Raw genomic sequence first — 26,332 nt, 5'->3', positions numbered from 1 at the left:
CCGACCGGACCAGCGGGATTCCGGGGCGAAGGTGAGCCGCCGTCAGGAATGACGCGCAGATCCACTCCCGTCGGCCCCGCCCAGCGGACCAACGGCCGCGCGGAGCCGCGTGGACTAGACTCGGACGGGTCGCTCCCGCTCAGCGAGGTTGGAGGTGTTCCGACGGTGATGCCCATGCCTACTCACAAGTCCGACCGTTGGACTGCCGCGGATCTCGATCGGATGCCCGAAGACGGACTCCGGTACGAGGTGCTGAATGGCCAGCTCGTCGTGAACGCTTCTCCGAAACCACGCCATCAGTGGTTGATCAAATGGCTGGAACGTTCGTTGGACCGCGCCCTACCGCCCGACTATGCCGTCCTCCAGGGCGTGGGTGTGTTGATCGGCGACGACCAGCCGATTCCCGATCTGATCGTATCGACCGGGCCGATATCGCTGGATGCGCGCGGAATTCCCGTCGAACAGATCGAACTCGCGGTCGAGGTCGTGTCGAACTCGACCACTTTGCAGGACCGGATGCTCAAGCCGGTCGTGTATGCCGAAGCGGGGATCCCGAACTACTGGCGGTTCGAGATCAATCCTTTCAAGGGACAGCTGCCGGGGGAGTCGTTGCCGGTTCTGTTCGCCTATGCCCTCGGCACCGACAAGACCTACGAGCCGACCCATCGTGTCGCCGCCGGTGAGACGGTGACGCTGCGCTCGCCTTTCGAGTTCTCCATCGATCCGGCGTCGCTGATGCCTTGACCGAAGTCGGCCGCCTTTCTTCTAACGGGGAAGTTCGTGGGCCGGGGCGAGGTTCAGGAGTTCGTCGACGGACCACTGGTCGTCGGCATGTCGGCCGTGTTTGGCAGCGAGTACCCGGCCGTCGGGGGCGATGAGGAAATCGGCGGGTAGGCCGAGGCGTCCACCTTCCGGGGTAGTGGGTGGGCGGACGTGGCCGGGGGTGCGGGCGGCGCGGAGTTCGGCGGCGATGGCGCGGACGATGGTCGGCCAAGCGCGGGGGTTCAGGAGGGCGCGGGGTGCGGATTCGACGCCGAACTCGCGGTAGAGGGTTCGGGTGGGGTCGGCAATCACCGCGAAGGGTAGGTCGGCGGTGTATTTGTGTAATTCCGCTGCGCTGGAATGGAATACGACAACCTCGCGAATGTCGGCGGCGTTGATCTCGTCGTGCCTGGCGACGATGGAGCGCAGGTGCAGATTGCAGACGGGGCATCCGGCGAATCTGCGGAATTGCAGGTGGATCAGGCAATCGGGATCGGGGACGGGTACCGGGGCGCCGGAGATGGCGGTGAGGGTGCGGGCCGGGATTCGGGCGGGCAGGGGCATCGGCTTCCTTTCGTAGGTGTACCAAGTACGCCTACGTCAAGTATGCGCGTACCTTGTACGCTGTCAACCCGTGCCACGTCCTCGTTCCCTGACCACCGCCGATCTCGCCACCGCCGCACTCGCCGTGATCGACCGAGACGGGCTCGCCGCGCTCACCATGCGGGCGGTCGCCCAGGAATTGCGGATGGCGACCATGGCGCTGTACCGCTACGTCGCCGACCGAGAGCAATTGGAAGTGCTCGTCGTCGACCTGGTGATGGACCCGCTCGACCTGTCACTGCCCGCCGGAACCGACTGGCGCGACCGCCTGTCGCTGCTGCTGCACCGCATGAGAGACGCGGTCGCCGCACACCCCGAAACCGTCCCCCTCGTCCTGCGGCACCGGCAGGCGTCGGTGGCGACCATGCGCTATATCGAGACCACGCTGTCGGTCCTCACCGACCGCGGATTCGACGGCGCGGACCGGGTGATCGCCCAGCGCGCGATTATCTCGTTCCTGCTCGGTTTCCTCCTGAACGAGCACTACGCCTCCCTGCGTGGTCCGGGAACGGCGGCGATGGCGACGATGTCGCCCGACGAGTTCCCCCTTCTGGTTCGCACGGCGGGACAGGCGCGTTCGATGTCGGTCGACGACGAATTCCGCGGCGGTGTCGAGATACTGCTGCGCGGACTCCGAGCGGGCGGCTGACCTCACGGGAACCGGCGCTCTCGGCAGAAGGGCGTCCGGACCTGGCAATCGAACACTCAGGACTCCCGCATCGCCGCGAGGGCCGCACGCGCGGCGGCGATGACCAGCGGCCACTGCGGATCGTCGAGATATTCGGAATCCCCGATATTTCCGAGACGCTCGACCATCGGACCCAGCACCCGATCCAGCTCGATCAGCCGGTCGATCCCGGGTCCGTCCACCAGGACCGGCCCGATCGTGGAGCGCGGGTCCGGGCAGACCACGCAGTCGTCGTCGAGGATATGTATGGACAGATCCAAATCGTCGTAGAAACCTTCGTGCGGAAGCTGCCGCTCGATCCACGCCCTGCGTTGATACACCGGATCCGCCAGCGATTCGAGCGCGTGTTCCACATACATACGCATCCGCGGAAATTGAATATCGCTCACGGTCGGAGTTCCTTCGTTTCTGATCGCACCTTCGACTATGCGAATGAATTGGCGAGCCGACGCAGGTAGATCGGGCCGATACGTCCGCGAACGCTGCTGAACGAGACGCCCACGGACTGATTCCACTGGCCGACGCACTCGCGCGAGAAAGACAAGAACATGGACGCCGAGGGTCGGATTCCAGCAGGCCGAGGCCCGCGTAGGCGAGACCTGGTCGGCCGCCTGTCTCACCCGTGAGACGTCGCCGTTTCGGCCGATCGTGCCAGCGCTCGGTACAGCCAATGCTGGGCGGCTCCCGCGGTCGTCGTTCCGGTGATGACGCTGGTCATTGCCCAATACCGCTGGATTCGCGGGTCGGAGTCATCGGCCGCTTCGAGCAGTCGACGCCGGAAGCGCGGTGTGTCGCGTTCGCCTTTCGCGGCGGTGTGCGCGGCGAGGAAACGATCGAGTTCGGGACCGGGGCGCGGCTCGACCCGGGCCAGGACCAACGGTCCGACGACCTCGCAGGCTTCGGCGACACCCTCGATCAGCTCCCGTCTGTCGCGGACTGTCCCATCGGTTCGCCAGAGCTGACGGGATATCGCGTGGGCGAACGCGGGATCGGTGACGGCGGTGGCGACTTCGGCGTAGGCGAGGATCTGGCGGACGGTGGGATCGGCGGGCGGGGCCGGGATATTCATCTCCACGAACCCGTCGAACATCGCGGGAGGCATAGGGGCGAGCAGCCGCCGCCAGAGCGTGACGAGACTGTCGTAGGCGCCGTGACGGTCCTGGACGACCGTGAGCAGGGCAAGGCGAGCGTTTCGCTCGTCCTCCTCCGCGTTCTCCAGGGCGAGTAGCGCTGCTCGCCTCCAGGTCAGTGCGCCTAATTCGACATCCAACGAAACCCGTTCAGCGGCAATGGCATCGGTGACCGATACGGTGCCCGCGAGGATTTCCGTGATCACGCTCAGGCCGAGTCCGAGCGCGCGCAGTCGGCGAATCGAGCGCACCCGATCGGGCGCGCTCACCGGGTCGAATTGTCGGTGACCGCCGGAACTGCGCCACGATTCGAGTATTCCTCCGTCGCAATAGAAGCGGAGGGTCCGCGCCGACACACCCGTCCTCCGCGACAGCTCCCCGATGCCGATGCCGCCGCGCCGGTATGTGTTCTCGGTCACGATCGCTGGAACCTCCACCCGACTGGAGTTCCTACGGTACTGGAACCCCTGTCGGACGAGGAGAACCGAATGAGCCCAGAGAGACCGAGCGCCGATCAGATCTGGAACGCTGTCGCGACCGAACGAGCGAGTCTCGTCGAATTGCTGGAGGCGCTACCGCCAGCCGCGTGGGACCACGCGTCACTGTGTGCCGGATGGCGCGTGCGTGACGTCGTCGCGCACGTGGTGCTGTCCGCCCATGCCGAGATCACGACGATTCTGATCGGCCTGATCAGAGCCAGGGGAAGCGTCGACGCGTTGATACGAGACTCCGCCGTGCGTCATGCCGATGAACGGACGAACGAACAGTTGGTGACGGAGTTGCGCGACACCATCGCAGCACGTTTCACGCCGATCGGCACCACCCCCGCCGACCGGCTGATGGATCTGCTCGTCCACGGCCAGGACATCGCCGTGCCATTGGGGCTCCGGCGTGAAATGCCTATCGCGGCAGCGCATCTGGCCGCGACCCGAGTCTGGGAGATGGGGACCTCTTTCCGTGCTCGCAAGAAGTTCGGCGGATACCGCTTGATCGCGACCGACACGGACTGGGCCGTCGGTGCGGGTCTTCGTATCGAAGGTCCTGTCGCAGACCTGCTCCTGCTCATCACGGGCCGCGATAACGCGTTGAATCAGCTCACGGGTGAGGGAGTGGCGCAGTTGATCTCGCGGCGTGATCGTTCGAGACGCTGAGGTGAGCCCGAGCGGTCCGATCCGTCCGTACCCACCGAGCGGCCCGCACGGTCAGTCCTTCAGCTCACCGGCCAGCCGCCACGATTCCCGTTCGGCGGTGAACGCGTCGGCCTGCACGGCGCGGAATTCCTCGATGGACGTCGCGTTGTCATCGAGGAATTTGCGATAGTCCGCCAAACGGAATTCGCCGTCCTCGGACTTGACGTCCACCTTGCCCGCCGCGAAATCGGCGCGCATATCCATGAGTTCGTCGGCTTCCACCGGATACCAGCTGATCCGATCGAAATAGCGCAGCAGCCAAGGGGATTCGGTGGCACGGTGGTTCCACACCTGGGTGGTGCGTCCGACGAACTGGTAGCCGCCGGGGCCTTCCATGCCGTAGATGCACAGGTAGGCGCCGCCGATTCCGACGGCGTTCTCGGGTGTCCACGTGCGGGCCGGGTTGTATTTCGTGGTGACAAGACGATGGCGCGGGTCGATCGGAGTCGCCACCGGCGCACCGAGATACACGTCGCCGAGGCCGAGAACCAGGTATTCGGCACCGAATACCGTGGCGTAGACGTCGTCGACGGTGCCGAGGCCGTTCATCCGGCGGATGAATTCGATATTCCACGGGCACCACGGCGCGTCGGAGCGGACACCGTGCATATAGCGGGTGATCGCCTCCCTGGTGGAGGGGTCGTCCCAGGACAGGGGGAGGTGGACGGTGCGGCTCGGCACCACGAGTTCGTCGGCGGCGGGCAGATGCTGTTCGGCTTCGGCCAGCAGTCGCAGCAGCGCGGGGATCGGCAGCACCCTCGGGTCCACCCGGATCTGGAGTGAACGCACGCCGGGGGTCAGTTCCGTCACCCCGCGCACGCCTGCGGCCAGCAGATATTCGTGCAGGGCGTGCACGCGGGCGCGCAGGCCGAGATCCAGTGTCATCGCGCCGTATTCGACGAGGACACCGTCATCGCCCGCCCTGCGGTAAGTGACGCCGATCTCGTCATCGACGTCGGCGCGGCGCAGTACGCCGTCGTCACCGTCGCCGCCGACCGAGAGCACCGAAGGCCAGGCCGCGCGCCTGCCCGCGCCCAGCGCTGCCAGTGGGGCGGCGTGTTCGCGGCGGATGGGGACGAATCGCACGGCGTCGCCCGGTGCGAGCTGACCGAGTTTCCAACGCTCGGCCGCGACCACGGTGACCGGGCAGACGAACCCGCCGAGGCTCGGTCCGTCCGGACCGAGCAGGATCGGGGTGTCGCCGGTGAAGTCCAGCGCGCCGACCGAATACGCGGTGTCGTGGATATTCGACGGGTGCAGACCGGCCTCGCCGCCGTCGGTCCTTGCCCACTCCGGTTTGGGGCCGATGAGTCGGACGCCGGTGCGGTCGGAATTGAAATGCACCTCGTAATCGGTGCCGATGATGGTGTCGAAATCGGCGCGGGTGAAGAATTCCGGTGCGCCGTGCGGTCCCTCGGTCACCGCCAGTTCCCAGCGACGGCTGAAGACCGGCTGATCGCCCATCGGCACCGCGGGCGCGATCCGCCGGGTTGGCGCGCCGAGCGGCAGCCGTTCCCCGGCGCGCAGCGCGCCACCGGCACTGCCACCGAATTTGCCGAGGGTGAATGTCGCGATACTGCCCAGGTATTCGGGCAGTTCGATACCGCCCTCGATGAGCACGTAGGTGCGCATACCCGGTCCGTGGACAGCGCCGATATCGAGAACGCCACCGGCGGGTACAAGCACGGTGCGCCACAGTTCGACGGGCACGCCGTCGAGGGTCACCGTTGCCGGTGCGCCGGTCACGCAGACCCACCTGGGTTCGGCGAATCGCAGCGCGGGACCGCCGAGGGTGCATTCGAGCCCGCCCGCGCCTTCGGCATTGCCGAGTACCCGGTTGCCGAGCCGGAACGACAGATCGTCCATAGGACCCGACGGCGGTACGCCGACATGCCAGTAACCGACGCGGCCGGGCCAGTCCTGCACGGTGGTGAGCATGCCGGGGCGCACGACCTCGACGCAGGTGGCCTCGGTGGCTTCGATGCCGATTTCGCCGGTCTCGACCCCGATGGGTTCCACTTCGACGGCCCCGATCACGGTGGTCTCGACAGTGGTGGCACCAACAGGGGTGGCACCGAGCGAAGTGGCCTCGACAGTGGCGGTCTCGATTGTTGTGGCACTGTCGGCGGCGGTCTCGACCCCGCTGGCCTCGGTGGCACCGGAATGCGCGGCACCGATGCGTGCACCGGGCGAACCGACATCGGTTCCTGACAGCCCCACATTCGAATCGGATTCGGTGAGCGCGTGCTCCGGGATCATCTGGACGACATTCATCGCGACACCACCATTCGCACCGGCGTCGGATCGAAACCGTTGCAGGGATTGTTGATCTGCGGGCAATTCGACACCAGCACCAGCGTGTCGATCTCGGCCCGCAACGTGACCTTCTTGCCGGGCGCGGACAATCCGTCCACGATGCCGAGGGTGCCGTCCGCTTCCACCGGCACATTCATGAACCAGTTGATATTCGACACCAGATCCCGTTTGCCCAGCCCCCATTTCATGGCCTCGACGAGGAAGTTCTCCACGCAGGCATGCTGGTGGCGGGTGTGATGGCCGTAGCGAAGGGTGTTGGATTCCTGCGAGCACGCGCCCGCGATGGTGTCGTGATTGCCGACCTCGTCGGCGACCACCGTCATCAGCGCGGTGCCGATATCGGTGCGAAGCACACTGCCGGTGGTGAGGAAGATATTGCGCTGCGCGGTGATCGTCGCCTGCGCGCTGTAGCGGTCGGTGTGATCGGCCGCGGAGTAGAGCAGGCAATCGACGGCCTGGTTGCCGTGCAGGTCGATGATCTCGAGTTCGTCGCCCGCGCGCACCACCGTCGACCAGGGGGCGCAGGCGGGGACGGTCTCGTCGAGCACGATGGTGCGGGTCGATGTCGCGATGGTGCCGGTCACGCCACTGCCTCCTGGTTCATCGCGGCGGTCCAGGCCGCTTCGGTGTTCTCCACTGCCCGTTGATATTCGGGGCCGGAATCGGGGATGTCGGCGAGATCCTCGGGTGCGGACCAGACGACGACGTCGAGTTCGGTGGTGGGGCGCGGGTCCAGCGGATGCGGTGCGTTGGCGACCAGCAGGATCACCGGCAGGTGCACCAGAAGTTCGACCGTCGCGCCGGGACCGCTGCTGCCCGTGGGGGTCAGCACCCCGTCGGATTCGACGCGGACGCCGCGGAAGAAGGTGACGCTTGGCGCGATATCACGCGGTGCGAGACCCTGTTTGACGCCCGCGAGCCGCAGCAGCGCGCGGGCCTCGCCGGAAGGGCCGCACAGGGTGTCGTGGTGACCGGAAGTGTCCTCGACCAGGGTGGCGAGCACCCGCCCCTGATCGGAGAGCAGCGGATGACCGGAGGACAGATACGCCTGCCACGGCACCTTCACCGTGTCGGCGACATTGAGCCGTTCCCACGGCGCGTCGGCCCGCAGCAGCAGCAGGTGCGCGCAGGCCGCGCCCGTCGGGTCGCCCAGCCGGATCCTGGTGCCGCGGCCGAGCACCACATTGGTGTAGCCGCCGGACGGAATGCGTCGGTCCCAGGTGATCTTCGACGGTGCGATGTGCTCGGGCAGGTCCGGACGCGCGATCGTCGCGGCGGCGGCCTGCGCTCTGGCGTGTGAGCGCGCGCCCTCGGTGGACGCGGTCCCCTTTTCGGTCATGATGTGCTCCCTTCGGAATGTCCGTCCGCGGTGCGGGGCGGAGGGACGGCGAGTTCGGTCCAGCGGCGCCGGTGGCCCCGGGAGGGAGCCGGGTGGCGGGCGGTCCCGTGCCCACCACCCGGCCGAGGAGGACTACGCGGGTTGCGCCACGGCCTCCGGCATATCGGCGCCGCGCGGTTTCGCGACGACCAGTCGGTGCACGACCAGGCCCACGGCGATCACCACGAGCACGAACAGCGGTGCGGCCCACTGCATCCACCAGCCGCCACCGCTGGGGATGTAGACCTCGGCACGCGGCCAGGCCAGGTTGATCGCCATTGCGATACCCCAGACCACGGCGAGCGCGTTGATCGGAATCCCGAAGCGGCCCAGCGAGAACAGCGACGGATCGGCCTCGTCGTCCCAGCCCTTGATCCGGCGGATCAGCAGCGGGACGGTGACGAGCAGGTAGGCCAGGTAGAGCGAGACGATGCAGACGCTGGCCAGCGTCGCGAAGATCGCGCCGTTACCCAGATTGAGCACCAGCAGCCCGATTCCGAGCACCCCGATGACGATCGCGGGCAGCACCGGTGTGCCGTAACGGGGATGCACGGCCGCGAGCTGCTTGGCGAAGGGCAGTTTGCCGTCGCGGGCCATCGAGAACATCAGGCGTGAACCCGCGGTCTGGATCGCCAGGGTGCAGACCATGATCGCCACGGCGACGCAGCCGAGCAGGATCTTGCCGGGCGCGCTGTCGAGTTTGGCGGTCAGCACGTAGGCCAGGCCCTCGGTGGCCAGTGAGCCGTCGGTCAGGCTCGGTGCGGCCATGAGCGCGCCGAGCAGCAGCAGTCCGCCGCCGAGCGCCGATACCGACAGCGCCGTGAGGATGGTGCGCGGTGCCACGGTGCGCGGATTCTTCGTCTCCTCGGACAGTTCGCCCGCCGAGTCGAATCCGACCATGACGTAGGCGGCCATCAGGCCCGAGATCAGGAAAGCGGACCAGTACGGACCCGGTGCGGCCTGATCGGTCTCGAAGACGACGCCGGGGCCGCGTTCGGTGTTGACGAAGAACAGCGCGATGATCGCGGCGACGCCGATGATCTCGACGGTGACGCCGATCGAGTTGATCTTCGCCATCAGATCGATGCCGATGACATTGATCGTGGTGGTGACGACCAGCAGGATGCTGCCGAGTAGGACCGCGTTACTCGCCCCGGAGGACGAGATGAGGGCGCTGTCCTCGCCGATGATCTGGAATCCGCTCCAGATCGACGGCAGCACCACCTGGAGCGCGATGGCCGCGGCGGCCGCGGTGACGACCTGGGCGATCACCATCATCCAGCCGGCGAACCAGCCGACGATCTCGCCGCCGAGCCTGCGCGACCACTGGTAGATACAGCCCGAAATCGGGTAGCGGGCGGCTAGCTCGGCGAAGTTCAGCGCGACGAGAAGTTGTCCGGCGAAAACGATGGGCCAGGTCCAGAAGAACGCGGCGCCGCCGAAGGAGTAACCCAGTCCGAAGAACTGGAAGATGGTGGTGAGGATGGAGACGAACGAGAATCCGGCCGCGAAGGACGCGTAGCGTCCGAGTTTGCGGTGCAGCACCGGCTGGTAGCCGAAGCTTTCGAGATCGGCGCTGTCCTTGGTGAGGTCGGTGGGAGCGGGCGGGGAAGCTGTCGTGGCCATGTGCGGTCCTTCGGCGAGCGGCCAATACCTGTCAGATGACAGTTTTGCGTTTTCGATCGCTCATTCGGTGACCTGCGTGTATCGCTTGCGGTAACCCTCGTAACTTCTGTGTTGCCAGAGTTTCTGTCAAATGACAGAAACCTCTCACCCGACGGTGCTCGGCCCACTGCGCCGACCGTGCCGCACGGTCACGGTGCCAGAATGGGCAGGTGGCAAACCCTGGCCCCGGCCGTCCCCGTCTGGAACAGCGAACGCGCCGCGGGAGGACACCGCGCGCGGAAATCCTCGACGCGGCCGGCGAACTGTTCACCACCAACGGCTACGCCACCACCTCGACCCGCGCGGTCGCCGACGCCGTCGGTATCAGGCAGGCATCGCTGTACCACCACTTCGCCGCCAAGGACGACATCCTCGACGCGCTGCTGGCCGAAACCATCGCCACGCCACTGGAACTGGCCGCGAGTATGCGCGACCTCGCCGAACCCGCCGCGACCTGCCTCTACGCCCTGGCCTGGTTCGATGTCAGGCAACTCTGCGCCGCGCAGTGGAATCTCGGCGCGCTGTACCTGCTGCCCGAAGTCCGCTCCGAACGTTTCGCCGTCTTCCGGCTGCGGCGCGACGAATTGCGCGGTCACTACGAGGCTTTCGCGGGCCAGGTGATCGCCGAGGCGGGGGTCGCGGGCATCCCCGGCGCCGAAGTGCTGCCCTTCCGTCTGGTCGAGACGGTCATCAGCATCCGCTCCGACGAAGGCGCCGCCCCCGAGTACGCCGAGCGCACCATCCCGGACGCGACTCTGCGGATGCTCGGCTGGACCGGGGACCTGAACGAGGTGCGCGAAGCGGCGGGCAGCCTGCTCGATCGGCTCGATGCCCGGTTGCCACTCGGCTGAACGGCGGAGTATCGCTCCAAGGGTTCGGCATACAGCCGGGTCATCTGGCTGACGCTTCGTTCAGTGCGGACGCCGGGGCTCGGCATACGGCTTACGCTGGGCCGGAGCATACGGCTGCCGTCGGGCTGAGATCGGCAGCGGCCTGCCGGCTACAAGCCCCACACGAACGAAGGCCCGGCGATCCGGAACCGCCGGGCCTTCGCCGCGTACCAGGTCAGCCCTTGCCGCGACCGGCCTTGAAACCGAAATCCCAGTTGTAGCGCTGGGCGATCTCCATGACACCGGCGCCGGGTCGTCCGGCGGGCGGCCGGATGAAGGTGCCTTCGCGTCGGACCACGAGTTCGCCGTTGAGGTTCTCGATATGGGCGAGTACCGCGTCACGGGAATCGTCCATGCACCCGTCGAGCGTCATCTCGATCGGCGCCGAGTTCACCGGGTACAGGGTCACCGTCGCGTGGACGCCACGGAAATCGTTGGCGCCCTCGTAGATCGAGGTGAAGACCAGGATACGGCGGAACTGGCGGGTGAAATCGAGGTTGATGTCGAGGTTCTCGCCGTTGGCGTTGGCGCCGGTCCTGTCGTCCTGATCGAGCCGGATATAGGGCGGCTGGTGCAGGTCGCCGAAGGAGCGGTCGAGGGCGCGCACCGAGCCGATCCGGCCGTCGGCGAGCTCGAAGAAGCAGCAGAGATCCAGATCGATGCCGCCGCCGCCGCGTTTGCGGCCGAACAGGCCGCCGCCACGATTGGACTGCGGTGAGGTCCAGTTCAGGTTGACCCGCATGGTGCCGCCGGTCGCGCCCTGCTTGGTCAGCGAGACCGAGGGCGCCTCCTTCGTCAGCGAGATCTTGCTCAGATTCACCGGCGCCCCACCGGCGGGCGGCGGCGCGAACTGCTGCGGCGGCGCCTGCTGGAACGGCTGCTGCGGCGGCGGGGCGTACTGCTGGTTCGGTGGCGGCGCGTATTGCTGCGGCGGGGGAGGCGGCGGGGCGTACTGCTGTTGCGGTGGCGGCGCGTACTGCTGCTGTGGCGGGGGTGCGAACTGCTGCTGCGGAGGTGGCGGCGGGGCGTACTGCTGTTGTGGCGGCGGTGGTGGTGCGTACTGCTGCGCGGGCGCCGCCTGCTGCGCGGGCTCGTCATCGACCGAGATGCCGAAGTCGGTGGCCAGTCCACCCAGACCCGACGCGTACCCCTGCCCGACCGCGCGGAACTTCCACGCGCCCTGCCTGCGGTACAGCTCACCGAGGACGAACGCGGTCTCGGTGGTGGCGCCGGTGCTGTCGAACCGCGCCACCTCGGCGCCGCTGCTCGCGTCGAGCACCCGCACGTACAGGCCGTGGAACTGGCCGAAGGTGCCGCCGTCGGTCGATGCCGCGATGACGATGGTCTCGATGGACGGTTCCACCTGCGCCAGATTCACCGACAGCGAGTCGATCACCGTCGGGCCCTGCTGTTTGCCCTCGTGGCGCACCGCTCCCGACGGGTGCTGCGCCTGGTTGTAGAAAACGAAGTCGTTGTCGGAGCGGACCTTCCCCCCTGCCAGCAACAACGCGGACGCGTCCGCGTCAGGAACACCTGAACCCGATTGCCATCCCAGCTCGACGCGTACCGCGGACATCGGCACTGGTACGTTGGCGCCCTTCATCATCGACACAGCTGCCAACGTATATGAATACCTCGTCGCTCGTCACCCACCCCTGGGGGTGGGTGACCCACCCCCCGCGTGTCGGCCGCGTCCGTGCGGCGCGACCGCTCAGCGTGTCGGCGGCGCGACCTGCCAGTGCGCGTCGAGCGCCTTCGCGATATCGGGCAGGACCATGACCGGAATCCGCTTGCGTCGCAGGATTTCCCGAATCTCGCCGACCTGCTCGCGTTTACGCAGATCGTAGGCGCCCGCCACCGGCCGGATGACCGGCGGGATGGACAGCAGCACCAGTTCGCCGTGCCGCTCGTCGCCACCGGCCAGGTCCAGCGCGAGCGACCAGCGTTCACGCTCGTCGAGGGTGAAACGTCCCGCGACAACCCGGTCCCAGTCGATGCTGGTCTCCGACCACGGCGTGCGTCGATGGATCGCGCTGTCGGTGAGCACGATCGCGTCCCGCCCGAACAGCCGGACCAGCACCGCGATACCGGCGACGGCCCCGGCCAGCAACCCGGTGAACAGCCGGTTCACACCGAAACCGAAGACGACGGCCACGCAGACGCCCGCCGTCACCGCGACGCCGAGCCCGGCGTACAGGGCAACCCGTCGATTCGGAACCACGCCCGCGCGCACCATCGCCATACCGCCTCCCACTTGGGTGCGGCCACCGTACCGCGCGCTCGACGGCGGGCGCGCGGGTACCGGATCAGGCTTGCAGGGCGACCGCCGCCTCGGCCGTGTAGACCAGGAATTGCAGGCTCTGCTGGAAGTACAGGTCGACGGTCTCGGCGTTGTGCGCCAGGTAGCCGATCGAGACGTCCTGGCCGATCCGCAGGTCGAAATCGCCGCCGCGGGTCGTGAGCACGAACGCGCCGTCGATGGCGGGGGCCCAGATGATCTCGCCCTCGGGGATCAGGCGTTCGATATGGGTGCGGATCGGGTGGCCGTGATCGGAGGTCTCGCTGACCGCCGTGTAGAGATCGGCGCTCAGCAGGACCGAATACGGCCCGTCGACACCGGCCAGGCGAAGCGCGCTCAACGCCTGCGTGACCGCTTCGGGCACCAGCTTCGGATCGTCGGGCACATTGATCGCCGGATTGGACGCGCTGGCCCTGATACCGGTGATCCCAGCGGCCGCGTACCCCTCCAAGATCGCGCGATCCTCGGCGAAGGCGATCTTGCGCGCCGCGTCCTTGACCGCGTCCAGATCGGCGTCGTTGGCGCCGCGTTCGACATTGTCGAGTTCCTCGCGCGAGAGCGAGAACGGCACCCGCAACTCCACCAGCGGCGCGACCACGCGCTGACGCGCCTGCACGCCCTGGTCGGGAGCCGCGATCGGGATGGTGCGCCCGAGTCCGACGGCGGAGTAGTCCGCGCCGTGCGGGCCCGACACGTCGACCACCCGGCGACCCGCGATATGCCGTTTGAACGTGCGGGTGGCCTCTTCCTCGATCGCCGACCAGGCTTCCTCGGTGATCGGCGCTAGTTCGCGATGGAGGTTGTTCATGTCCTACTCCTTTTCAGGGTGCCGATGCCGAGTGATCCGCTGTCATTACCTCGAACCATTTCGGGTGCGGAAGATTCCCGCGCCGCCGCCGGTGCCGCGGGCAGGTCTTCGAAGAAATCCGTGGGGGGAGTGAAGAACAGGGTGCCGGTGATCGCGAGCGAGAAATCCAGGATCCGGTCGTAGGCCGCGTCCTCGGTGCCGGCGAACATCCGCGACAGCATCTCCTCGGTGACGCTCGGCGTGGCCGCGTAAGCGATGTAGTACGTACCGAATTCGCCGTCGCGAACACTGCCGAAAGGCATGTTCGCCCGCACGATCTGGCGTTCGTTGCCGTCCTCGTCGACGAGGGTGTTCACCGCGACGTGCGAATTCGCGGGCTTGTCCTCGTCGGAGAGTTCGAAATCGTCCAATTTCGTGCGCCCGATCACGCGCTCCTGCTCCTCGATCGACAGCGCGCGCCATTCCGCCATGGTGTGCAGGTACTTCTGCACGACGACGTAACTGCCGCCGCGGAAATCGGGGTCCTCGTCACCGATCAGGGCCGCCGCGATCGCCGCGTTGCCCTCCGGATTCTCGGTGCCGTCCACGAAACCGAGCAGATCGCGCTGTTCGAAATACCGAAAACCCACGGTCTGGTCGACGATGGTGACCGCGCCCGCGAGCCGGTCGCCGATCGTCATCGCCAATTCGAAGCAGATGTCCTGGAATTCGGATTTGATGTGGAACAGCAGATCGCCGGGGGTGGACGGGGCGCGGTGGTGTTCGCCGACGAATTCGGGAAGCACATGCAGTTCGGCGGGTCGCGGGCCGCCGAAGAGGCGGTCCCACGCCTGGCTGCCGATCGAGGTGTTGCAGACCAGCCCGGCGCCGGGCATACGGAATCCGATCGAACGTCGCAGACCGGGCAGATCGGCGAGCAGGTCGCGCACCGTCTGCTCCCCGCCCTCGTCGATGGTGGCGACGAGGAAGATCGCGGCCGGTGTCAGCGGTTCGAGAATCGGCTGCGGCTCAACCATGATCAACAGCCTAGATGCAGCGCTGTGCCGCGCCGCACGCGCACGGGCGTGTCGGGGTGGGGCTACTTGGCGACCGTCAGGAGAAAGGCCACGTCGTCCACGGCTTTGACGCTGTGGCGCGCCTTCGGGACGACGAGCAGGTCACCCGCGGAACCCTTCCACTCGTTCGCGCCGCTGATCAGGGTGAGCGTGCCGCTGATCACCAGCAGCGTCGCGTCACCGGCATTGTCGTGTTCGGCGAGACTCTGGCCCGCGGACAGGCCGACGACCGTCTGGCGCAGGCTGTGCGCGTGGCCGCCGTAGAGAGTTTGCGAACTGCGCCCGCTCGTGGCGGTCGCGGCCAACTTCAATTGTTGGCGAGCGACCGCGGTCAGCGATTTCTTGTCCATGGATCGCCTTTCGCGTTGCATCGGCCGGTGCAGGGCTGTGTGACCGGCTGATAATCAGGAGTATGCCCGACCGGAGTTTTCCGTGCGACAGGTTTGGAGCCCTCGCCCCGTCGACGGCGTGTTCGGCGGATCAGCGAGTGTAGCGCCGGATGCGGAAGCGGGTGCCGGTGCGGGAAGTGTGCCACGGCGCGTCCAGCTCGGTCCGCCATTCGGGGCCGATGACGGGGGCGTACGCGTCGCCCTCGACGTCGGTATCGACCTCGGTCACCAGTAGCTCGGTCGCGAGATCCATTGCCGCACGGTATATTTCGCCGCCGCCCGCGATCCAGACGCGATCCTGACCGGTCAGTTCCAACGCCTCGGTCACCGACGCGGCGCGTTCGGCGCCCTCGGCCGACCATTCGGCGTCGCGGGACACCACGATATTGCGCCGCCCGTCGAGCGGACGAAATCGCGGCGGCAGCGAATCCCACGTCCGCCTGCCCATGACGACCGGATGGCCCATCGTCACCGATTTGAAATTGGCCATATCCTCGGGCACCCGCCACGGAATGGTGTTGCGATACCCGATGACCCCCGTCGGGGACTGCGCCCAGATGAGACCGACCGATTTCACACGGCCACCGGCGCCTTGATGGCCGGGTGGTATCGGTAACCCGCCACTTCCACATCCTCGTAGGCGTAATCGAACAGCGTGGGCGCCGGTCGCAGATTCAGCGTCGGGAACGGGTAGGCCTCGCGGCTCAGTTGCTCGGTGACCTGGTCGACGTGATTGTCGTAGATATGGCAGTCGCCGCCGGTCCAGATGAACTCACCCGGTTCCAGTTCGGTCTGCTGGGCCACCATCCTGGTGAGCAGGGCGTAGCTGGCGATATTGAACGGCACGCCGAGGAACAGGTCGGCGCTGCGCTGATACAGCTGGCACGACAGTCTGCCGTCGGCGACGTAGAACTGGAAGAAGGCGTGGCACGGCGCGAGCGCCATCTTGTCCAGGTCGGCCACATTCCACGCCGAGACCATGATGCGGCGCGAATCCGGGTCGGTGCGCAGGGTGTGCAGCACCTGCGAGATCTGGTCGATATGGGTGCCGTCGGGGGTGGGCCACGAACGCCACTGCACGCCGTAGACCGGGCCGAGTTCGCCGTTCGCGTCGGCCCATTCGTCCCAGATGCTGACGCCGTGCTCGCGCAACCAGCCGACATTGGAATCCCCACGCAGGAACCACAGCAGTTCGTAGACGATCGACTTGAGGTGCACCCGTTTGGTGGTGATCAGCGGGAAGGTCTCCGACAGGTCGTAGCGCAGCTGATGGCCGAAGACGCTGCGGGTGCCGGTGCCGGTGCGGTCCGCTTTCGCGGCGCCGGACGCCATGACCAGCCGGAGCAGGTCCTCGTACTGCGTATCGGTGGTCGTCACGCCTGATGAGCTTACTGATCGCCGCACCTGGCAAGCTCTCGAGTATGCGCAAGCTCTACGTGATCGGCATCGGGGCCGGTGATCCCGACCAGGTGACGATGCAGGCCGTCAAGGCCATGCGGCAGGTCGAGGTGTTCTTCGTGATCGGGAAAGGCGCCGAGAAGAGCGAACTCGTCGACGTGCGCACCGCGATCCTGACCGAGCACATGGACCGGCCGCACCGCGTCGTGGAGATCACCGATCCGCCGCGCGATCGCACACCCGCCGATTACCGGGGTGTCGTCGAGGATTGGCACGATCGCCGCTCGGCGCTGCTGGAAGCGGCCTTCGCGGAAGCGGAAGGGATCGGTGGCATTCTGGTCTGGGGTGATCCGTCGCTCTACGACAGCACGCTGCGCATGATCGAACGGGTGCTGGAGCGCGGAACCGAGAAATTCGATTACGAGGTGATTCCCGGGATCACCAGCGCACAGGCCCTCGCCGCCCGGCATCGGATGGTGTTGCACCGCATCGGCGAGCCCGTCCACATCACCACCGGCAGGCGGTTGCGCGAGGCGGGGCTGGAGGAATCCGCGCTGGTCATGCTGGACGGCGAATGCTCGTTCACCGAGGTACCCGGCGACGACGTCCACATCTGGTGGGGCGCCTATCTCGGCATGCCCGACGAAACGCTGATCGAGGGCCCGCTGCGCGCGGTGGAGGCGCGGATCGTCGAGGAGCGGGCGCGGTTGCGCGCGGCGAAGGGCTGGATCATGGACATCTATCTGCTGCGACGCGATTGACCGGGTAGCGGGTCCGCCGGGGTCGGTTCGCCCGGCTTCTGTCGGTGCTGGCCGGTAATCTGGCAGGCGTGCCCGAGCTACCCGAAGTGGAGGCGTTGGCGCAGTTCCTTCGGGAGCATGCGGTCGGCGCCGTGGTGGGTCGCGTCGACGTGGGGGCGCTCAGCGCGGTCAAGACCTTCGATCCGCCGGTGACGGCCCTGTCCGGCCGCGACGTCACCGGGGCGGGCCGGTGGGGGAAATTCCTCGGCATGGAATGCGGTGGGCTCTGGCTCATCACGCATCTGTCGCGGGGCGGCTGGCTGCGCTGGATCGACGAGCCGAGCCGGACGCCGCCGAAACCCGGCGGTAAGAGCCCACTGGCGCTGCGAGTGCATTTCTTCACCCCCGAGGGGGCGACGCCCGCCTTCGACCTGACCGAGGCCGGAACCAAGAAACGTCTCGCGGTCTACATCGTCGACGATCCTGCGCTCGTCCCCGGTATCGCGCGACTCGGACCGGACGCGCTCGAACTCACCGAGGAACAGTTCACCGAGATCCTGCGCGGCACCTCGCAGCGGATCAAGACGGCCATCGTCGAGCAGACGCTGATCGCCGGTATCGGCAACGCCTATTCCGACGAGATCCTGCACGCGGCGAAGATCTCGCCCTTCGCCAATACCGCGACCATGCCCGCCGAGAAAGTCTCCGAGCTGTATCACGCCATGCGCGCGATACTCACCGACGCCGTCGCGCGGTCGGTCGGCCAGGACGCGGCCCGCCTCAAGGGCGAGAAACGGTCGGGGATGCGGGTGCACGCGCGCACCGGCCTGCCCTGTCCTGTCTGCGGCGACACCGTCCGCGAGGTCTCCTATGTCGAGCGGTCCTTCCAGTACTGCCCGACATGTCAGACCGGTGGCAAGATTCTCGCCGACCGTCGGATGTCGCGGTTGCTCAAATAGCGCGGTTGCTCAAATGGCGCGTCGGCTCGGTGTCGCGATGTGGAGATCGCGCCACGCCAGGCGTTTGACCCGGTCGGGGTCATTCTCCAGGCGGGTGGGGTGGTCGATGAGCAGGGTGGTGCGCCTGGCCTCGGTGTAGACGGGCCAGGACGGCAACGGTGTGCCGGTGCGGGCGAATTCGAGCCAGTTGTCCTGGAATTGGCGGGTCACGGCCTGGAGACCGCGACGTCCGCCCGCCGCGGTGATCGCACGTCCGAACGGAGTTTCGCCCGCCCCGAAGACGGGAATCAGATCGGTGGCGTGGGTGGCGCCGACGCCCGCCAGGTGTAGCGCGCGCGGGGCGAAATCGTAGCGGTAGGCGTAGGTCGGCGCGTGTCGGCTGTGACCCTCCATCGCGGTGAGGGTGGGACGCCAGAAGACGTAGTCGCCGCCCGCGCCGATCGCGGCCTTCGCCTCGGGGAAGCCGGGATAGGCGTCGAAGATCCTCGACACGATCTCCTCGTCGGATCCGGCCAGAGCCGCGCGCAGGCGGTCGGGGCGGGTCGGGAGCCGGTCGGCGAATCTCGCGAACAGCGTGCCCTCGTCGCGGCAGGTGCCGATGATCAGCGGCACCCGGTGCGCCGACCCGTCGGCGAGCGCGGCGAGCGGATCCCGAGGCAGGTAGTCGCCGTCGATGACGGGACAGGCCGGAAACGAGCCGGGTTGTTCACGCATGACGGTGCCGATGGTGCGTTCGACGGCTTTGCGGATCTCGTTGGCCGAGGCGTCGGACAGTGCGTGCGCGGCCTCGGCGGTGGTGGCACCGAGAGCGTCGAGGCAGCGCCGGGCGAACGCGCGGGCGTCGTGGCTGCTCAGCGTCCAGTCCGCGGGCGGACTCTGCGCGATCGCGCGATGGAAAAGACCGGCCGCGTCGGGCGTCGCCAGTAGCGACAGCGCCGCGTGCGCGCCCGCCGATTCGCCGAATACGGTGACGTTGGCGGGGTCGCCGCCGAAGGCCGCGATATTGCGTCGCACCCACCGCAGCGCCGCGACCTGGTCGCGCAGGCCGAGATTGGATTCGAAGGGCCGGTCGGGTGTCGCGAATTCGCCGAAATCGACATATCCGAACGCGCCGAGCCGGTAATTCAACGTCACCACGACGACGTCACCGCGCACCACGAGCCGGGAACCGGAGTACAGGCGCAGCGCCGAGGTTCCCATGAGATAGCCGCCGCCGTGAATGAAAACCATCACCGGGCGCGGTGTCGAGGAGGCTTGCGCGGGTGCGGTGACATTCAGTGTCAGGCAGTCCTCGCTGGTGGGCTGAAACTGCCTGGGACCGATGCGCGCGCCATCGCGATGTTGCATCGAGGCGAACCGGAACGCGGTGGCGTCGCGGACCCCGGTCCACGGCCGCACCGGTCCCGGGGCTCGAAAACGCATATCGCCCACGGGCGGTGCCGCGTAAGGAAGGGATCGCCAGCGCAGAACGCGGCGGCCCCGGTGACCGCGGACAACTCCGTCGGCGGTCCTGATCTCGGTCGATGCCACCATCAACCGATGGTACTCAGCCCCGCCGCGCCTCCAAAAGGCGTAACCAGAACTCACTGACGGCCGGGAAGGCAGGCACCGCGTGCCACAGCGTTGCCAGGGGTACCGCGCCGACGATCGCGATGGTGGCCGCGTGTAGCTGCTCGCCCACCTCGGGGCCGACGAACGTCGCGCCGAGCAGCGTGTCGGTGGCCGTGTCGATGACGAGTTTCGCGTGACCCGCGTAGTCGTCACGGGACAGCGCCGAACCGGCGACGGCGATATCCAGTTCGACGGTGTCGACCGCGTATCCGGCCCGCCGCGCGGCCTCCTCGCCGAGCCCGACGGCGGCGACCTCCGGCGAGGTGAACACCACCTGCGGAACCTGGGCGTGGTCGGCGCTCGCGGCGAATCGGGGGCCGTCGATCGGCCGTCCCTCGGCGCGCGCGGCGATCACGTCGCCGCACACCCTGGCCTGGTACTTGCCCATATGCGTGAGCGCCACCCGGTGATTCACGTCGCCGACCGCGTACAGCCAGTCGCCGGGGACCCCGCGCGCGGCGAGCTGGTCATCGACCTCGATGTACCCGTCCGGCAGGCCGACCGCGGGGAGTCCGAGGTCCGCCGTGGCGGGAGTGCGTCCGGCCGCCACCACGATCTCGTCGACCTCGACAACGGAAGTACCGGTCTTGTCACGCAATTCGACGGTGACGGGTCCACCGCGGATACGGCCCTCGCCGCTATCGGCGACATCGGGGCGGCTGACCCGCACGGGTTCCACGCCGAAGCGCACATCGACACCCGCCGCTGTCAACCCTTCGGCGACCCGCTCGCGGGCGAAAGGCTCCACTGCGCCGAGCAAGGCGTCACCGCGCACCGACACGATCACCCGCGCGCCCAGCGCGGCCAGCCAGGTCGCGGCCTCGCTCGCGACGACGCCGCCACCGACGATCAGCACCCGGTCGGGCACTTCGTGCAGGTTGGTGGCGTCACGCGAGGTCCACGGCAGCGCGTCGCGCAGGCCCGGAGTGTCGGGGATATTCGCCCCGGTGCCGGTCGCGACGACCACCGCGTGCCGGGCCCGCAGCAGCCGGCCGTCCACCTCGACCAGGCGTTCGCCCGCGAGGCGGCCGGTACCCCGGACCACCTCGATGCGATTGTCGCGCGCCCAGGCGACCTGCGAGCTGTCGTCGTGGTCGTGCACGAATTCGTCGCGGCGGCGCAGTACCGCCTCGACGTCGAGACCTTCCGCGCTGATGCCGGGCATGTGCCGGGCGGCCGCGAGCAGATGACCGGGTCGAAGCAGGGCCTTGCTGGGGATGCACGCCCAGTACGAACATTCCCCGCCGACGAGTTCGCGTTCCACGATCGCCGCGGTGCGGTCACTGTTCGCGATGGCGTAGGCCGCCGCGTTCTCACCGGCAGGACCGCCGCCGATGACGATCACGTCGTATTCGGCGGCCGGTACCGGGGAGTTCACTGCAGATAGCCCTCGACCTGGCGGGGCGAATTGACCTGCGCGTCGTCCGGGGATGTGCCCGAATCGATGCGCGCCCGCCGCTGCCGGAGCAGATCCCAGCACTGATCCAGCATGACTTCCAGTTCGGCCAGCCGCTGCCGTTCCGTCACCGGATCCACCTCGCCCGAGGTCGCTTTGGACCGCAGGCTGTGCTCGTCGTCGACCAGTTGCTTGATGCGTGCCAGGATGTCCTGTTCGGTCATGCAGACCATGCTACGACCGTGTCGCGGATTCGCTGGGTGATGATCGAGTCGCGGGTTCGCTGGGCGATGACCGTGTCACGGATCGCCCGGTGACGATCGAGTCGCGGGTTCGCTCGGTGATGACCGTGTCACGGATTGGCTCGGTGGCGACCATGTCGCGTGATTGGCTCGGTGGTGAGTCACGGATCGCGTGGTGATGCCGTGTAGCGGATTCGCTCGGCTATCGGAGATCGAGTCCGGCCAGACATGCGGCGGCGCGCGGGGCCGCGATGGACAGGTCCGACCAGTCCAACGCGGTGTAGCCGAGCGCGATCCCGAAGGTGTGCGGTTCTGTCGGCGGCGCCGTGGGAGGTGCGGTGGGCTCCCGCAGGTGGTGGCGGGCCAATCCGTCCAGATCGAGGCCGACGGCGCGGCCCGCGGCGGCGGCGCGCGCCTCGGCCTCGGCCGAGGGCAGTGGCACCACCAGGTGCGATCCCGCGTCGTCGCCGACCACGTCGAGCCCGCGTCCGCGCAACGCCGACACCAGCAGTTCACGGCGCGGCGGCAGCAGGCGGCGCAGGCGACGCAGATGCCGGGCCAGGTCGCCGTGCCGGGCCAATTCGGCGAGTACCCGCTGTCCCGCCGGGCTGGGGCCGGTGCCGGTTCGATCCCGATGCGCGAGAACAGCTTCGGTGATCTGCGGCGCCGCGACCAGCCAGCCGACACCGAGCGCGGGGGACAGGATCTTGCTCGTGGTGCCCAGATGGACCACGACATCGGGAGCCATGGCGGCCAGCAGCGGCAGCGGTGCCGTGTCGTAACGCAGTTCGCCGTCGTAGTCGTCCTCGATGACGAAGATATCGGCAGCCCTGGCGAATTCGACGAGTTGCACGCGTCGCGCCGCGGGCATGCGCGCCCCGATCGGAAACTGGTGCGCCGGTGTGCAATACACCGCCGCGATGTGCCGCGGCAGCAGGTCGACCCGAAGCCCTCCCGAGTCGACCGGTACCGGAAGCGCCCGTATGCCCGCCGCGCGGAACGCGCCGACGGCCCGCTGATAGCCGGGATTCTCGATCGCGACCGTATCGCCTGGGCGCAGTAGCGCGGCGGCGAGTTCGCCTACGGCGGAACTGGTTCCGGCGGTGGCGATGACATCGGTGTCGCTGGCCGCGCCGAGTCCGCGGTGACGCAGGAGGTGTTCGGCGACCGCGGCGCGGAACTCCGGTTCGCCCGCGCGATCCTTGCGCACGGCGGGGTCGGCGTCCGCCGCGGTGCGCCAGGCCCGTCGCCACGCGGCCCGGTTGATGGCTTCGACACACGGTGCGCCGGGGAAGAGGTCGAGCAGGTCCGGATTCCGGTCGGTGGCGATGCCCGATACCGCGCGGGCGGGGGGCGTCGCCGGTGCCGTCGTCAGGTAGGTCCCCGAACCGGTCCTGCCCGTGATCCAGCCCTCGGCGTGCAACCGGTCGTAGGCCGCGGCGATCACCGTGCGACTGACTCCGAGGCGCTGGGCAAGCGCCCGCGAGGACGGCAACCGGTCCTGCGAGCGCAGTACCCCCGTGGTCGCCGCGCTCCGCAGACCATCCGCCACCTGCACCGACAGTGGTTCGTCCGCCGTGCGGTCGACAGTGAGTGGAAGGTCGTCGAGCATCGGGCCTCCGCAATTGGACTGTTGAGATTTACTCGGATTGGCTATTCGATAATGCCACTCGGCAACGCAAGCTGAGATCATGAGCACGACGAACCGCACCCCCCTGTCACCCACACCGAGGTCGACGCCGAAACGGGCGAAGGAACGCGTCCGCACCGATCGGGCCGATCTGGACGCCGTCCTCGACGCGGGCCTGGTCTGCCACCTCGGAGTCCTGCTCGGCGGATCCCCCGTGGTCATCCCCACCGCCTACGGTCGCGACGGCGACACGCTCTACCTGCACGGATCCACCGGCGCGGGCAACATGCGCGCCGCGCTCGCGGCCGATATCTCGGTCGCGGTCACCCTGGTCGACGGCATCGTCTACGCCCGCTCCGCCATGCACTTCTCGATGAACTACCGCTCGGCCGTGATGCACGGCCGCGCCGCCGAGGTCACCGATCCCGACCAGCGCCTGCACGCCCTGAAGGTGATGGTCGAACACTCCGCCCCGGGTGCGTGGGACCGGGTCCGATGGCCGAACAAGAAGGAATTGGCCGCCACCGTCGTCCTCGCCCTCGACCTCACCGAAGCCTCGGTGAAGATGCGCACCGGCGGTCCCAAGGACGACGAGGCCGACGTGGTGGCCGGCGGCGTGTGGGCGGGCGTCCTACCGACCCGCCGGGTCTGGGACGCGCCCATCTCATCGGATGATCTGGAGGTGGGCGTGGAGGTGCCCCCCGAGGTACTCGAGCGCGCCGCGCTGAGTTCGGCCGCGATCTAGACATCGCGCGGAGCGCGGTTCGGGACCTCACCATGTGGTGACCGACAGCAGCGGGCCACCCACCTTTTCCACCAGTTCGCGCAGGACCGCCGCCGAGGGGATGCGCACGGGGTCGAGGCCGACCAGGGACAGGACGACATCGCCGCCGATGGCGCACAGGTAGCCCGAGAGTTTGGTGCGCGGTAGGTGATTCGTGGTCAGTCCGGGGTGGATGGCCCGCGCCGCGACGCCGATGCAGCGGTGCGGGCCCAGTGTCAGCAGGGAATCGGGTAGCGGGCCGATATTGGAGCACAGGATGTCGCGTTCGCCCGCACCAGCGGCGAGCCTGTGGGCCAGTCGGTCCGGGATCACCTGGAGAATCTCCTCCGGCATGCCCGAGGGGGCGGTCATGCGGTATTCGTAGGCGGAACGGGACATTTCGCGGATACTCGCCGGATCGTCGTCGCGGGTGACGGCGATCTGGGTCATGGCGAGGTCGTTGTCGACGCGGGGTTCGTCTCTGGTGTCGACAGGGAGACCGGCCTCGATCGTGTCCTCGGGAAAACCGCTCGCCCACAGGATGTTCGCGACCAGCCAGATGAACAGGCTGTTCGCGGTGCCGCCACGGGATCGGGCGGCGGCATCCCATTCGGTTGCCGGGCATTGCACGACCGTGCCGCATGTGAAGGCGGCTCGCCCCGGATCATGTTCGGGGAGAAGTTCTACCGTCGTCTTCGCGGCGCGGAACCCGGACCGTTGCTGTGACTCGGTTGTGGTTGTGTTCGGTTGGATACCAGTGGTTTTCGGTATGGTCGGCGCTGCCGGTTCCAGGCGCGGAGTTGCCGCTGTCTGGGTAGGCGACACGGGCGGTTCGGAGGGGGGTGCGGCGGTTTCCGTCGTTGTCCACCTGGTCCGCATTCGGTGCGGCGCGGCAGTCGTCGACCGGGCGATGCCACCGCCCAGGGCGCGCGCTGTGCCGCCCAGCACGATCTGCCACTGCCGTATCGCGTCGGACCAGTCCGAATCCGGCCGTGACGAAATGCTCGATGAGGGCGCCGCGACCACGATGACGCAGGCCGAACAGCGACACGCTGCCCGGTCCGGATACGGCCGGCCCGCCCGGACCGGATCGGATTCTCGTTCCCCCAACGGATCCGTGTGCTTGTCCGGTTGTTCTCCCCGCTCGCCAACCATCGGCACCGCCCCGGCTCGCATGGCGCCGCCGATCGCCCGATCGGCGGCGATGACGAGGGCGCGCCCGTCGGCGAGGGCGTGCGAGCAGGTCAGGGAGACCAGCGAACCGCCGTCGTCGAGCCGGGTCGCCGCGAGCCGCCAGCCGGGGCCGAATTCCGGATCGAGGTCGTATCCCAGGTCATCGGCCCAGTCGAACAGCGCCGAGACCGGTATGGGGCGTTCGTCGTAGGCGAAGGCGTGGGCGCGGACGGTCGGCTGCCAACGCCTGCGCGCACCCGGCACCGCCGGTCGAATCACCCTGCGGCCCAGCGGACCCGACCGCAGTGCCGAATGCACCGCCGCCAGCAACGCGCGGTCGACGTGGTCGGCGGTGCGCCAGAGTCCCTGGAGGGCGATGGGGGTGCCGAGACCGCGATGGGTCCGCAGGAAGATCTCGTCGACCACCGTCAACCGGTCGGGGTGTTGTGCGGCGGATCTCCTGTCGCGGCTCATCGGGTTCAGTGCTGTGCGCCGTGACGGCCCGCGCCCGCCGCGAAACGCTGGGCTCCCTCCAGCGCACCGTCGGTCAGCGCGGTGATGCCGTGGCGCAGTTCGTTTCTCATGGCCGCCGATTCGCCCATACCGTCCTGTTCCAGCAGCGACATGCGGTCCGAACGCAGACAGGTCTGGGGCAGAGTGGCGAGCTGGGCGGCGAGTTCCTCGGCGGCGCGGCGTGAATCCCCGTTCGGCACCACGCGATTCACCAATCCCATCTGCAAAGCCTCCGGCGCGCCGACCGCCCGGCCGGTGAGGATCAGATCCATGGCGCGGCCGTGGCCGATGACGCGGGGCAACCGGACGGTGCCGCCGTCGATGAGCGGCACTCCCCAGCGGCGGCAGAAGACGCCGAAGGTGCTGTCCTGTTCGGTGACCCGCAGGTCACACCACAGCGCGAGTTCCAGTCCGCCCGCCACGGCGTATCCGGAGACGGCCGCGACGACCGGTTTCGACAGGGTCATCCGGGTGGGGCCCATCGGCCCGTCCCCGTCTTCGGTCACCTGGTTCGAGCGTTCGGTGCCGAGTGCTTTCAGGTCGGCTCCCGCGCAGAAGGTGCCGCCCTGGCCCCACAGCACCGCCACCGCCGCTTCGGGGTCGGCGTCGAACGCGCGGAACGCTTCGGCCAACGCGGCGGCCGTCGGCCCGTCGACGGCGTTGCGCGCCTCGGGGCGATACAGGATCACCGTGGTGACCGCGCCGGATCGTTCGACTCGCACGGACATGTCCGC

At 68.1% G+C, this 26,332-nt stretch carries 27 protein-coding genes; 7 read left to right on the top strand and 20 right to left on the bottom strand.

What is annotated here, in order from left to right:
- Positions 1-174: 174 nt before the first annotated feature.
- The gene (locus OG225_RS30155; protein ID WP_405178311.1) at positions 175-744 is read left to right on the top strand and encodes a Uma2 family endonuclease; all 570 of its coding nucleotides are present in this window, start codon (positions 175-177) and stop codon (positions 742-744) included.
- Between the two features lie 21 nt (positions 745-765).
- Here the strand turns inward: OG225_RS30155 and OG225_RS30150 are convergent, their stop codons facing one another.
- Positions 766-1,326 (bottom strand): peroxiredoxin-like family protein, encoded by a 561-nt coding sequence (locus OG225_RS30150; RefSeq protein ID WP_405178310.1) that lies wholly within the window; start codon positions 1,324-1,326, stop codon positions 766-768.
- 70 nt (positions 1,327-1,396) lie between these two features.
- Between OG225_RS30150 and OG225_RS30145 the strand changes: the two genes are divergently transcribed.
- Positions 1,397-2,014, top strand: coding sequence for a TetR/AcrR family transcriptional regulator C-terminal domain-containing protein (locus tag OG225_RS30145; RefSeq protein ID WP_405178309.1), 618 nt, complete (start codon positions 1,397-1,399; stop codon positions 2,012-2,014).
- 56 nt (positions 2,015-2,070) lie between these two features.
- On the opposite strand, the gene OG225_RS30140 is transcribed toward OG225_RS30145, so the two are convergent.
- A complete protein-coding gene (locus OG225_RS30140; RefSeq protein WP_405178308.1) occupies positions 2,071-2,442 on the bottom strand; it encodes a hypothetical protein in 372 nt (123 codons plus the stop codon).
- 227 nt (positions 2,443-2,669) lie between these two features.
- On the bottom strand, positions 2,670-3,602 hold the full coding sequence (locus OG225_RS30135) for a MerR family transcriptional regulator (RefSeq protein ID WP_405178307.1): 933 nt from the start codon (positions 3,600-3,602) through the stop codon (positions 2,670-2,672).
- A gap of 69 nt (positions 3,603-3,671) precedes the next feature.
- Between OG225_RS30135 and OG225_RS30130 the strand changes: the two genes are divergently transcribed.
- On the top strand, positions 3,672-4,334 hold the full coding sequence (locus OG225_RS30130) for a maleylpyruvate isomerase family mycothiol-dependent enzyme (protein WP_405178306.1): 663 nt from the start codon (positions 3,672-3,674) through the stop codon (positions 4,332-4,334).
- 51 nt (positions 4,335-4,385) lie between these two features.
- On the opposite strand, the gene OG225_RS30125 is transcribed toward OG225_RS30130, so the two are convergent.
- The 4 genes from OG225_RS30125 to OG225_RS30110 all read right to left on the bottom strand — a co-directional run bounded on the left by OG225_RS30125 (position 4,386) and on the right by OG225_RS30110 (position 9,693).
- Entirely contained in the window at positions 4,386-6,311 is a 1,926-nt protein-coding gene (locus OG225_RS30125; protein WP_405183418.1) for a 5-oxoprolinase/urea amidolyase family protein, read from the bottom strand.
- A gap of 332 nt (positions 6,312-6,643) precedes the next feature.
- Positions 6,644-7,261 carry an urea amidolyase associated protein UAAP2 gene (locus tag OG225_RS30120; protein WP_405183417.1) on the bottom strand — a complete coding sequence of 206 codons (618 nt, stop codon included), beginning with the start codon at positions 7,259-7,261 and terminating at the stop codon, positions 6,644-6,646.
- An 8-nt stretch (positions 7,262-7,269) separates the two neighbouring features.
- On the bottom strand, positions 7,270-8,028 hold the full coding sequence (locus tag OG225_RS30115; RefSeq protein ID WP_405178305.1) for a DUF1989 domain-containing protein: 759 nt from the start codon (positions 8,026-8,028) through the stop codon (positions 7,270-7,272).
- 132 nt (positions 8,029-8,160) lie between these two features.
- Positions 8,161-9,693 (bottom strand): amino acid permease, encoded by a 1,533-nt coding sequence (locus tag OG225_RS30110; protein WP_405178304.1) that lies wholly within the window; start codon positions 9,691-9,693, stop codon positions 8,161-8,163.
- Between the two features lie 209 nt (positions 9,694-9,902).
- Between OG225_RS30110 and OG225_RS30105 the strand changes: the two genes are divergently transcribed.
- On the top strand, positions 9,903-10,583 hold the full coding sequence (locus OG225_RS30105) for a TetR/AcrR family transcriptional regulator (protein WP_405178303.1): 681 nt from the start codon (positions 9,903-9,905) through the stop codon (positions 10,581-10,583).
- A 214-nt stretch (positions 10,584-10,797) separates the two neighbouring features.
- On the opposite strand, the gene OG225_RS30100 is transcribed toward OG225_RS30105, so the two are convergent.
- The 7 genes from OG225_RS30100 to OG225_RS30070 all read right to left on the bottom strand — a co-directional run bounded on the left by OG225_RS30100 (position 10,798) and on the right by OG225_RS30070 (position 16,505).
- Positions 10,798-12,228 carry a TerD family protein gene (locus OG225_RS30100; RefSeq protein ID WP_405183416.1) on the bottom strand — a complete coding sequence of 477 codons (1,431 nt, stop codon included), beginning with the start codon at positions 12,226-12,228 and terminating at the stop codon, positions 10,798-10,800.
- A 105-nt stretch (positions 12,229-12,333) separates the two neighbouring features.
- Positions 12,334-12,864 carry a hypothetical protein gene (locus OG225_RS30095; protein ID WP_405178302.1) on the bottom strand — a complete coding sequence of 177 codons (531 nt, stop codon included), beginning with the start codon at positions 12,862-12,864 and terminating at the stop codon, positions 12,334-12,336.
- 64 nt (positions 12,865-12,928) lie between these two features.
- Positions 12,929-13,729, bottom strand: a complete 801-nt coding sequence (locus tag OG225_RS30090; protein ID WP_405178301.1) for a family 1 encapsulin nanocompartment shell protein — start codon at positions 13,727-13,729, stop codon at positions 12,929-12,931.
- Complete coding sequence (locus tag OG225_RS30085; RefSeq protein ID WP_405178300.1) at positions 13,726-14,745, bottom strand: Dyp-type peroxidase; 1,020 nt, start codon at positions 14,743-14,745, stop codon at positions 13,726-13,728. Before OG225_RS30085 ends, OG225_RS30090 begins: the two co-directional genes overlap by 4 nt.
- A 62-nt stretch (positions 14,746-14,807) precedes the next feature.
- Entirely contained in the window at positions 14,808-15,134 is a 327-nt protein-coding gene (locus OG225_RS30080) for a cupin domain-containing protein (protein WP_109528737.1), read from the bottom strand.
- A gap of 130 nt (positions 15,135-15,264) precedes the next feature.
- A complete protein-coding gene (locus tag OG225_RS30075) occupies positions 15,265-15,750 on the bottom strand; it encodes a dihydrofolate reductase (protein ID WP_405178299.1) in 486 nt (161 codons plus the stop codon).
- Positions 15,747-16,505 carry a thymidylate synthase gene (locus OG225_RS30070; protein WP_405183415.1) on the bottom strand — a complete coding sequence of 253 codons (759 nt, stop codon included), beginning with the start codon at positions 16,503-16,505 and terminating at the stop codon, positions 15,747-15,749. The genes OG225_RS30075 and OG225_RS30070 overlap by 4 nt, the downstream gene beginning before the upstream one ends.
- A gap of 89 nt (positions 16,506-16,594) precedes the next feature.
- Here OG225_RS30070 and cobF point away from each other — a divergent pair, with 89 nt between their 5' ends.
- Together cobF and OG225_RS30060 are read left to right on the top strand one after the other, a co-directional pair.
- Positions 16,595-17,332, top strand: coding sequence for a precorrin-6A synthase (deacetylating) (cobF, locus tag OG225_RS30065; protein ID WP_405183414.1), 738 nt, complete (start codon positions 16,595-16,597; stop codon positions 17,330-17,332).
- A 68-nt stretch (positions 17,333-17,400) separates the two neighbouring features.
- Entirely contained in the window at positions 17,401-18,270 is an 870-nt protein-coding gene (locus OG225_RS30060; RefSeq protein WP_216916022.1) for an Fpg/Nei family DNA glycosylase, read from the top strand.
- Between the two features lie 9 nt (positions 18,271-18,279).
- On the opposite strand, the gene OG225_RS30055 is transcribed toward OG225_RS30060, so the two are convergent.
- The 4 genes from OG225_RS30055 to OG225_RS30040 all read right to left on the bottom strand — a co-directional run bounded on the left by OG225_RS30055 (position 18,280) and on the right by OG225_RS30040 (position 23,131).
- Positions 18,280-19,803 (bottom strand): carboxylesterase/lipase family protein, encoded by a 1,524-nt coding sequence (locus OG225_RS30055; protein WP_405178298.1) that lies wholly within the window; start codon positions 19,801-19,803, stop codon positions 18,280-18,282.
- 13 nt (positions 19,804-19,816) lie between these two features.
- Entirely contained in the window at positions 19,817-21,259 is a 1,443-nt protein-coding gene (locus OG225_RS30050; protein ID WP_405178297.1) for a dihydrolipoyl dehydrogenase family protein, read from the bottom strand.
- Complete coding sequence (locus OG225_RS30045; protein WP_109529095.1) at positions 21,256-21,501, bottom strand: DUF2630 family protein; 246 nt, start codon at positions 21,499-21,501, stop codon at positions 21,256-21,258. Before OG225_RS30045 ends, OG225_RS30050 begins: the two co-directional genes overlap by 4 nt.
- A gap of 220 nt (positions 21,502-21,721) precedes the next feature.
- On the bottom strand, positions 21,722-23,131 hold the full coding sequence (locus OG225_RS30040; RefSeq protein ID WP_405178296.1) for a PLP-dependent aminotransferase family protein: 1,410 nt from the start codon (positions 23,129-23,131) through the stop codon (positions 21,722-21,724).
- A 79-nt stretch (positions 23,132-23,210) separates the two neighbouring features.
- On the opposite strand from OG225_RS30040, the gene OG225_RS30035 reads away from it, so the two are divergent.
- On the top strand, positions 23,211-23,894 hold the full coding sequence (locus OG225_RS30035) for a pyridoxamine 5'-phosphate oxidase family protein (protein ID WP_405178295.1): 684 nt from the start codon (positions 23,211-23,213) through the stop codon (positions 23,892-23,894).
- A 27-nt stretch (positions 23,895-23,921) separates the two neighbouring features.
- Here the strand turns inward: OG225_RS30035 and OG225_RS30030 are convergent, their stop codons facing one another.
- Together OG225_RS30030 and OG225_RS30025 are read right to left on the bottom strand one after the other, a co-directional pair.
- Entirely contained in the window at positions 23,922-25,559 is a 1,638-nt protein-coding gene (locus OG225_RS30030; RefSeq protein ID WP_405178294.1) for a hypothetical protein, read from the bottom strand.
- 5 nt (positions 25,560-25,564) lie between these two features.
- Positions 25,565-26,326 carry a crotonase/enoyl-CoA hydratase family protein gene (locus OG225_RS30025; RefSeq protein ID WP_405178293.1) on the bottom strand — a complete coding sequence of 254 codons (762 nt, stop codon included), beginning with the start codon at positions 26,324-26,326 and terminating at the stop codon, positions 25,565-25,567.
- Positions 26,327-26,332 lie beyond the last annotated feature (6 nt).

The organism is Nocardia sp. NBC_01377, from assembly GCF_045040005.1.
GTDB lineage: Bacteria > Actinomycetota > Actinomycetes > Mycobacteriales > Mycobacteriaceae > Nocardia > Nocardia noduli.
This window is presented reverse-complemented; position numbering and strand designations above follow the sequence as displayed.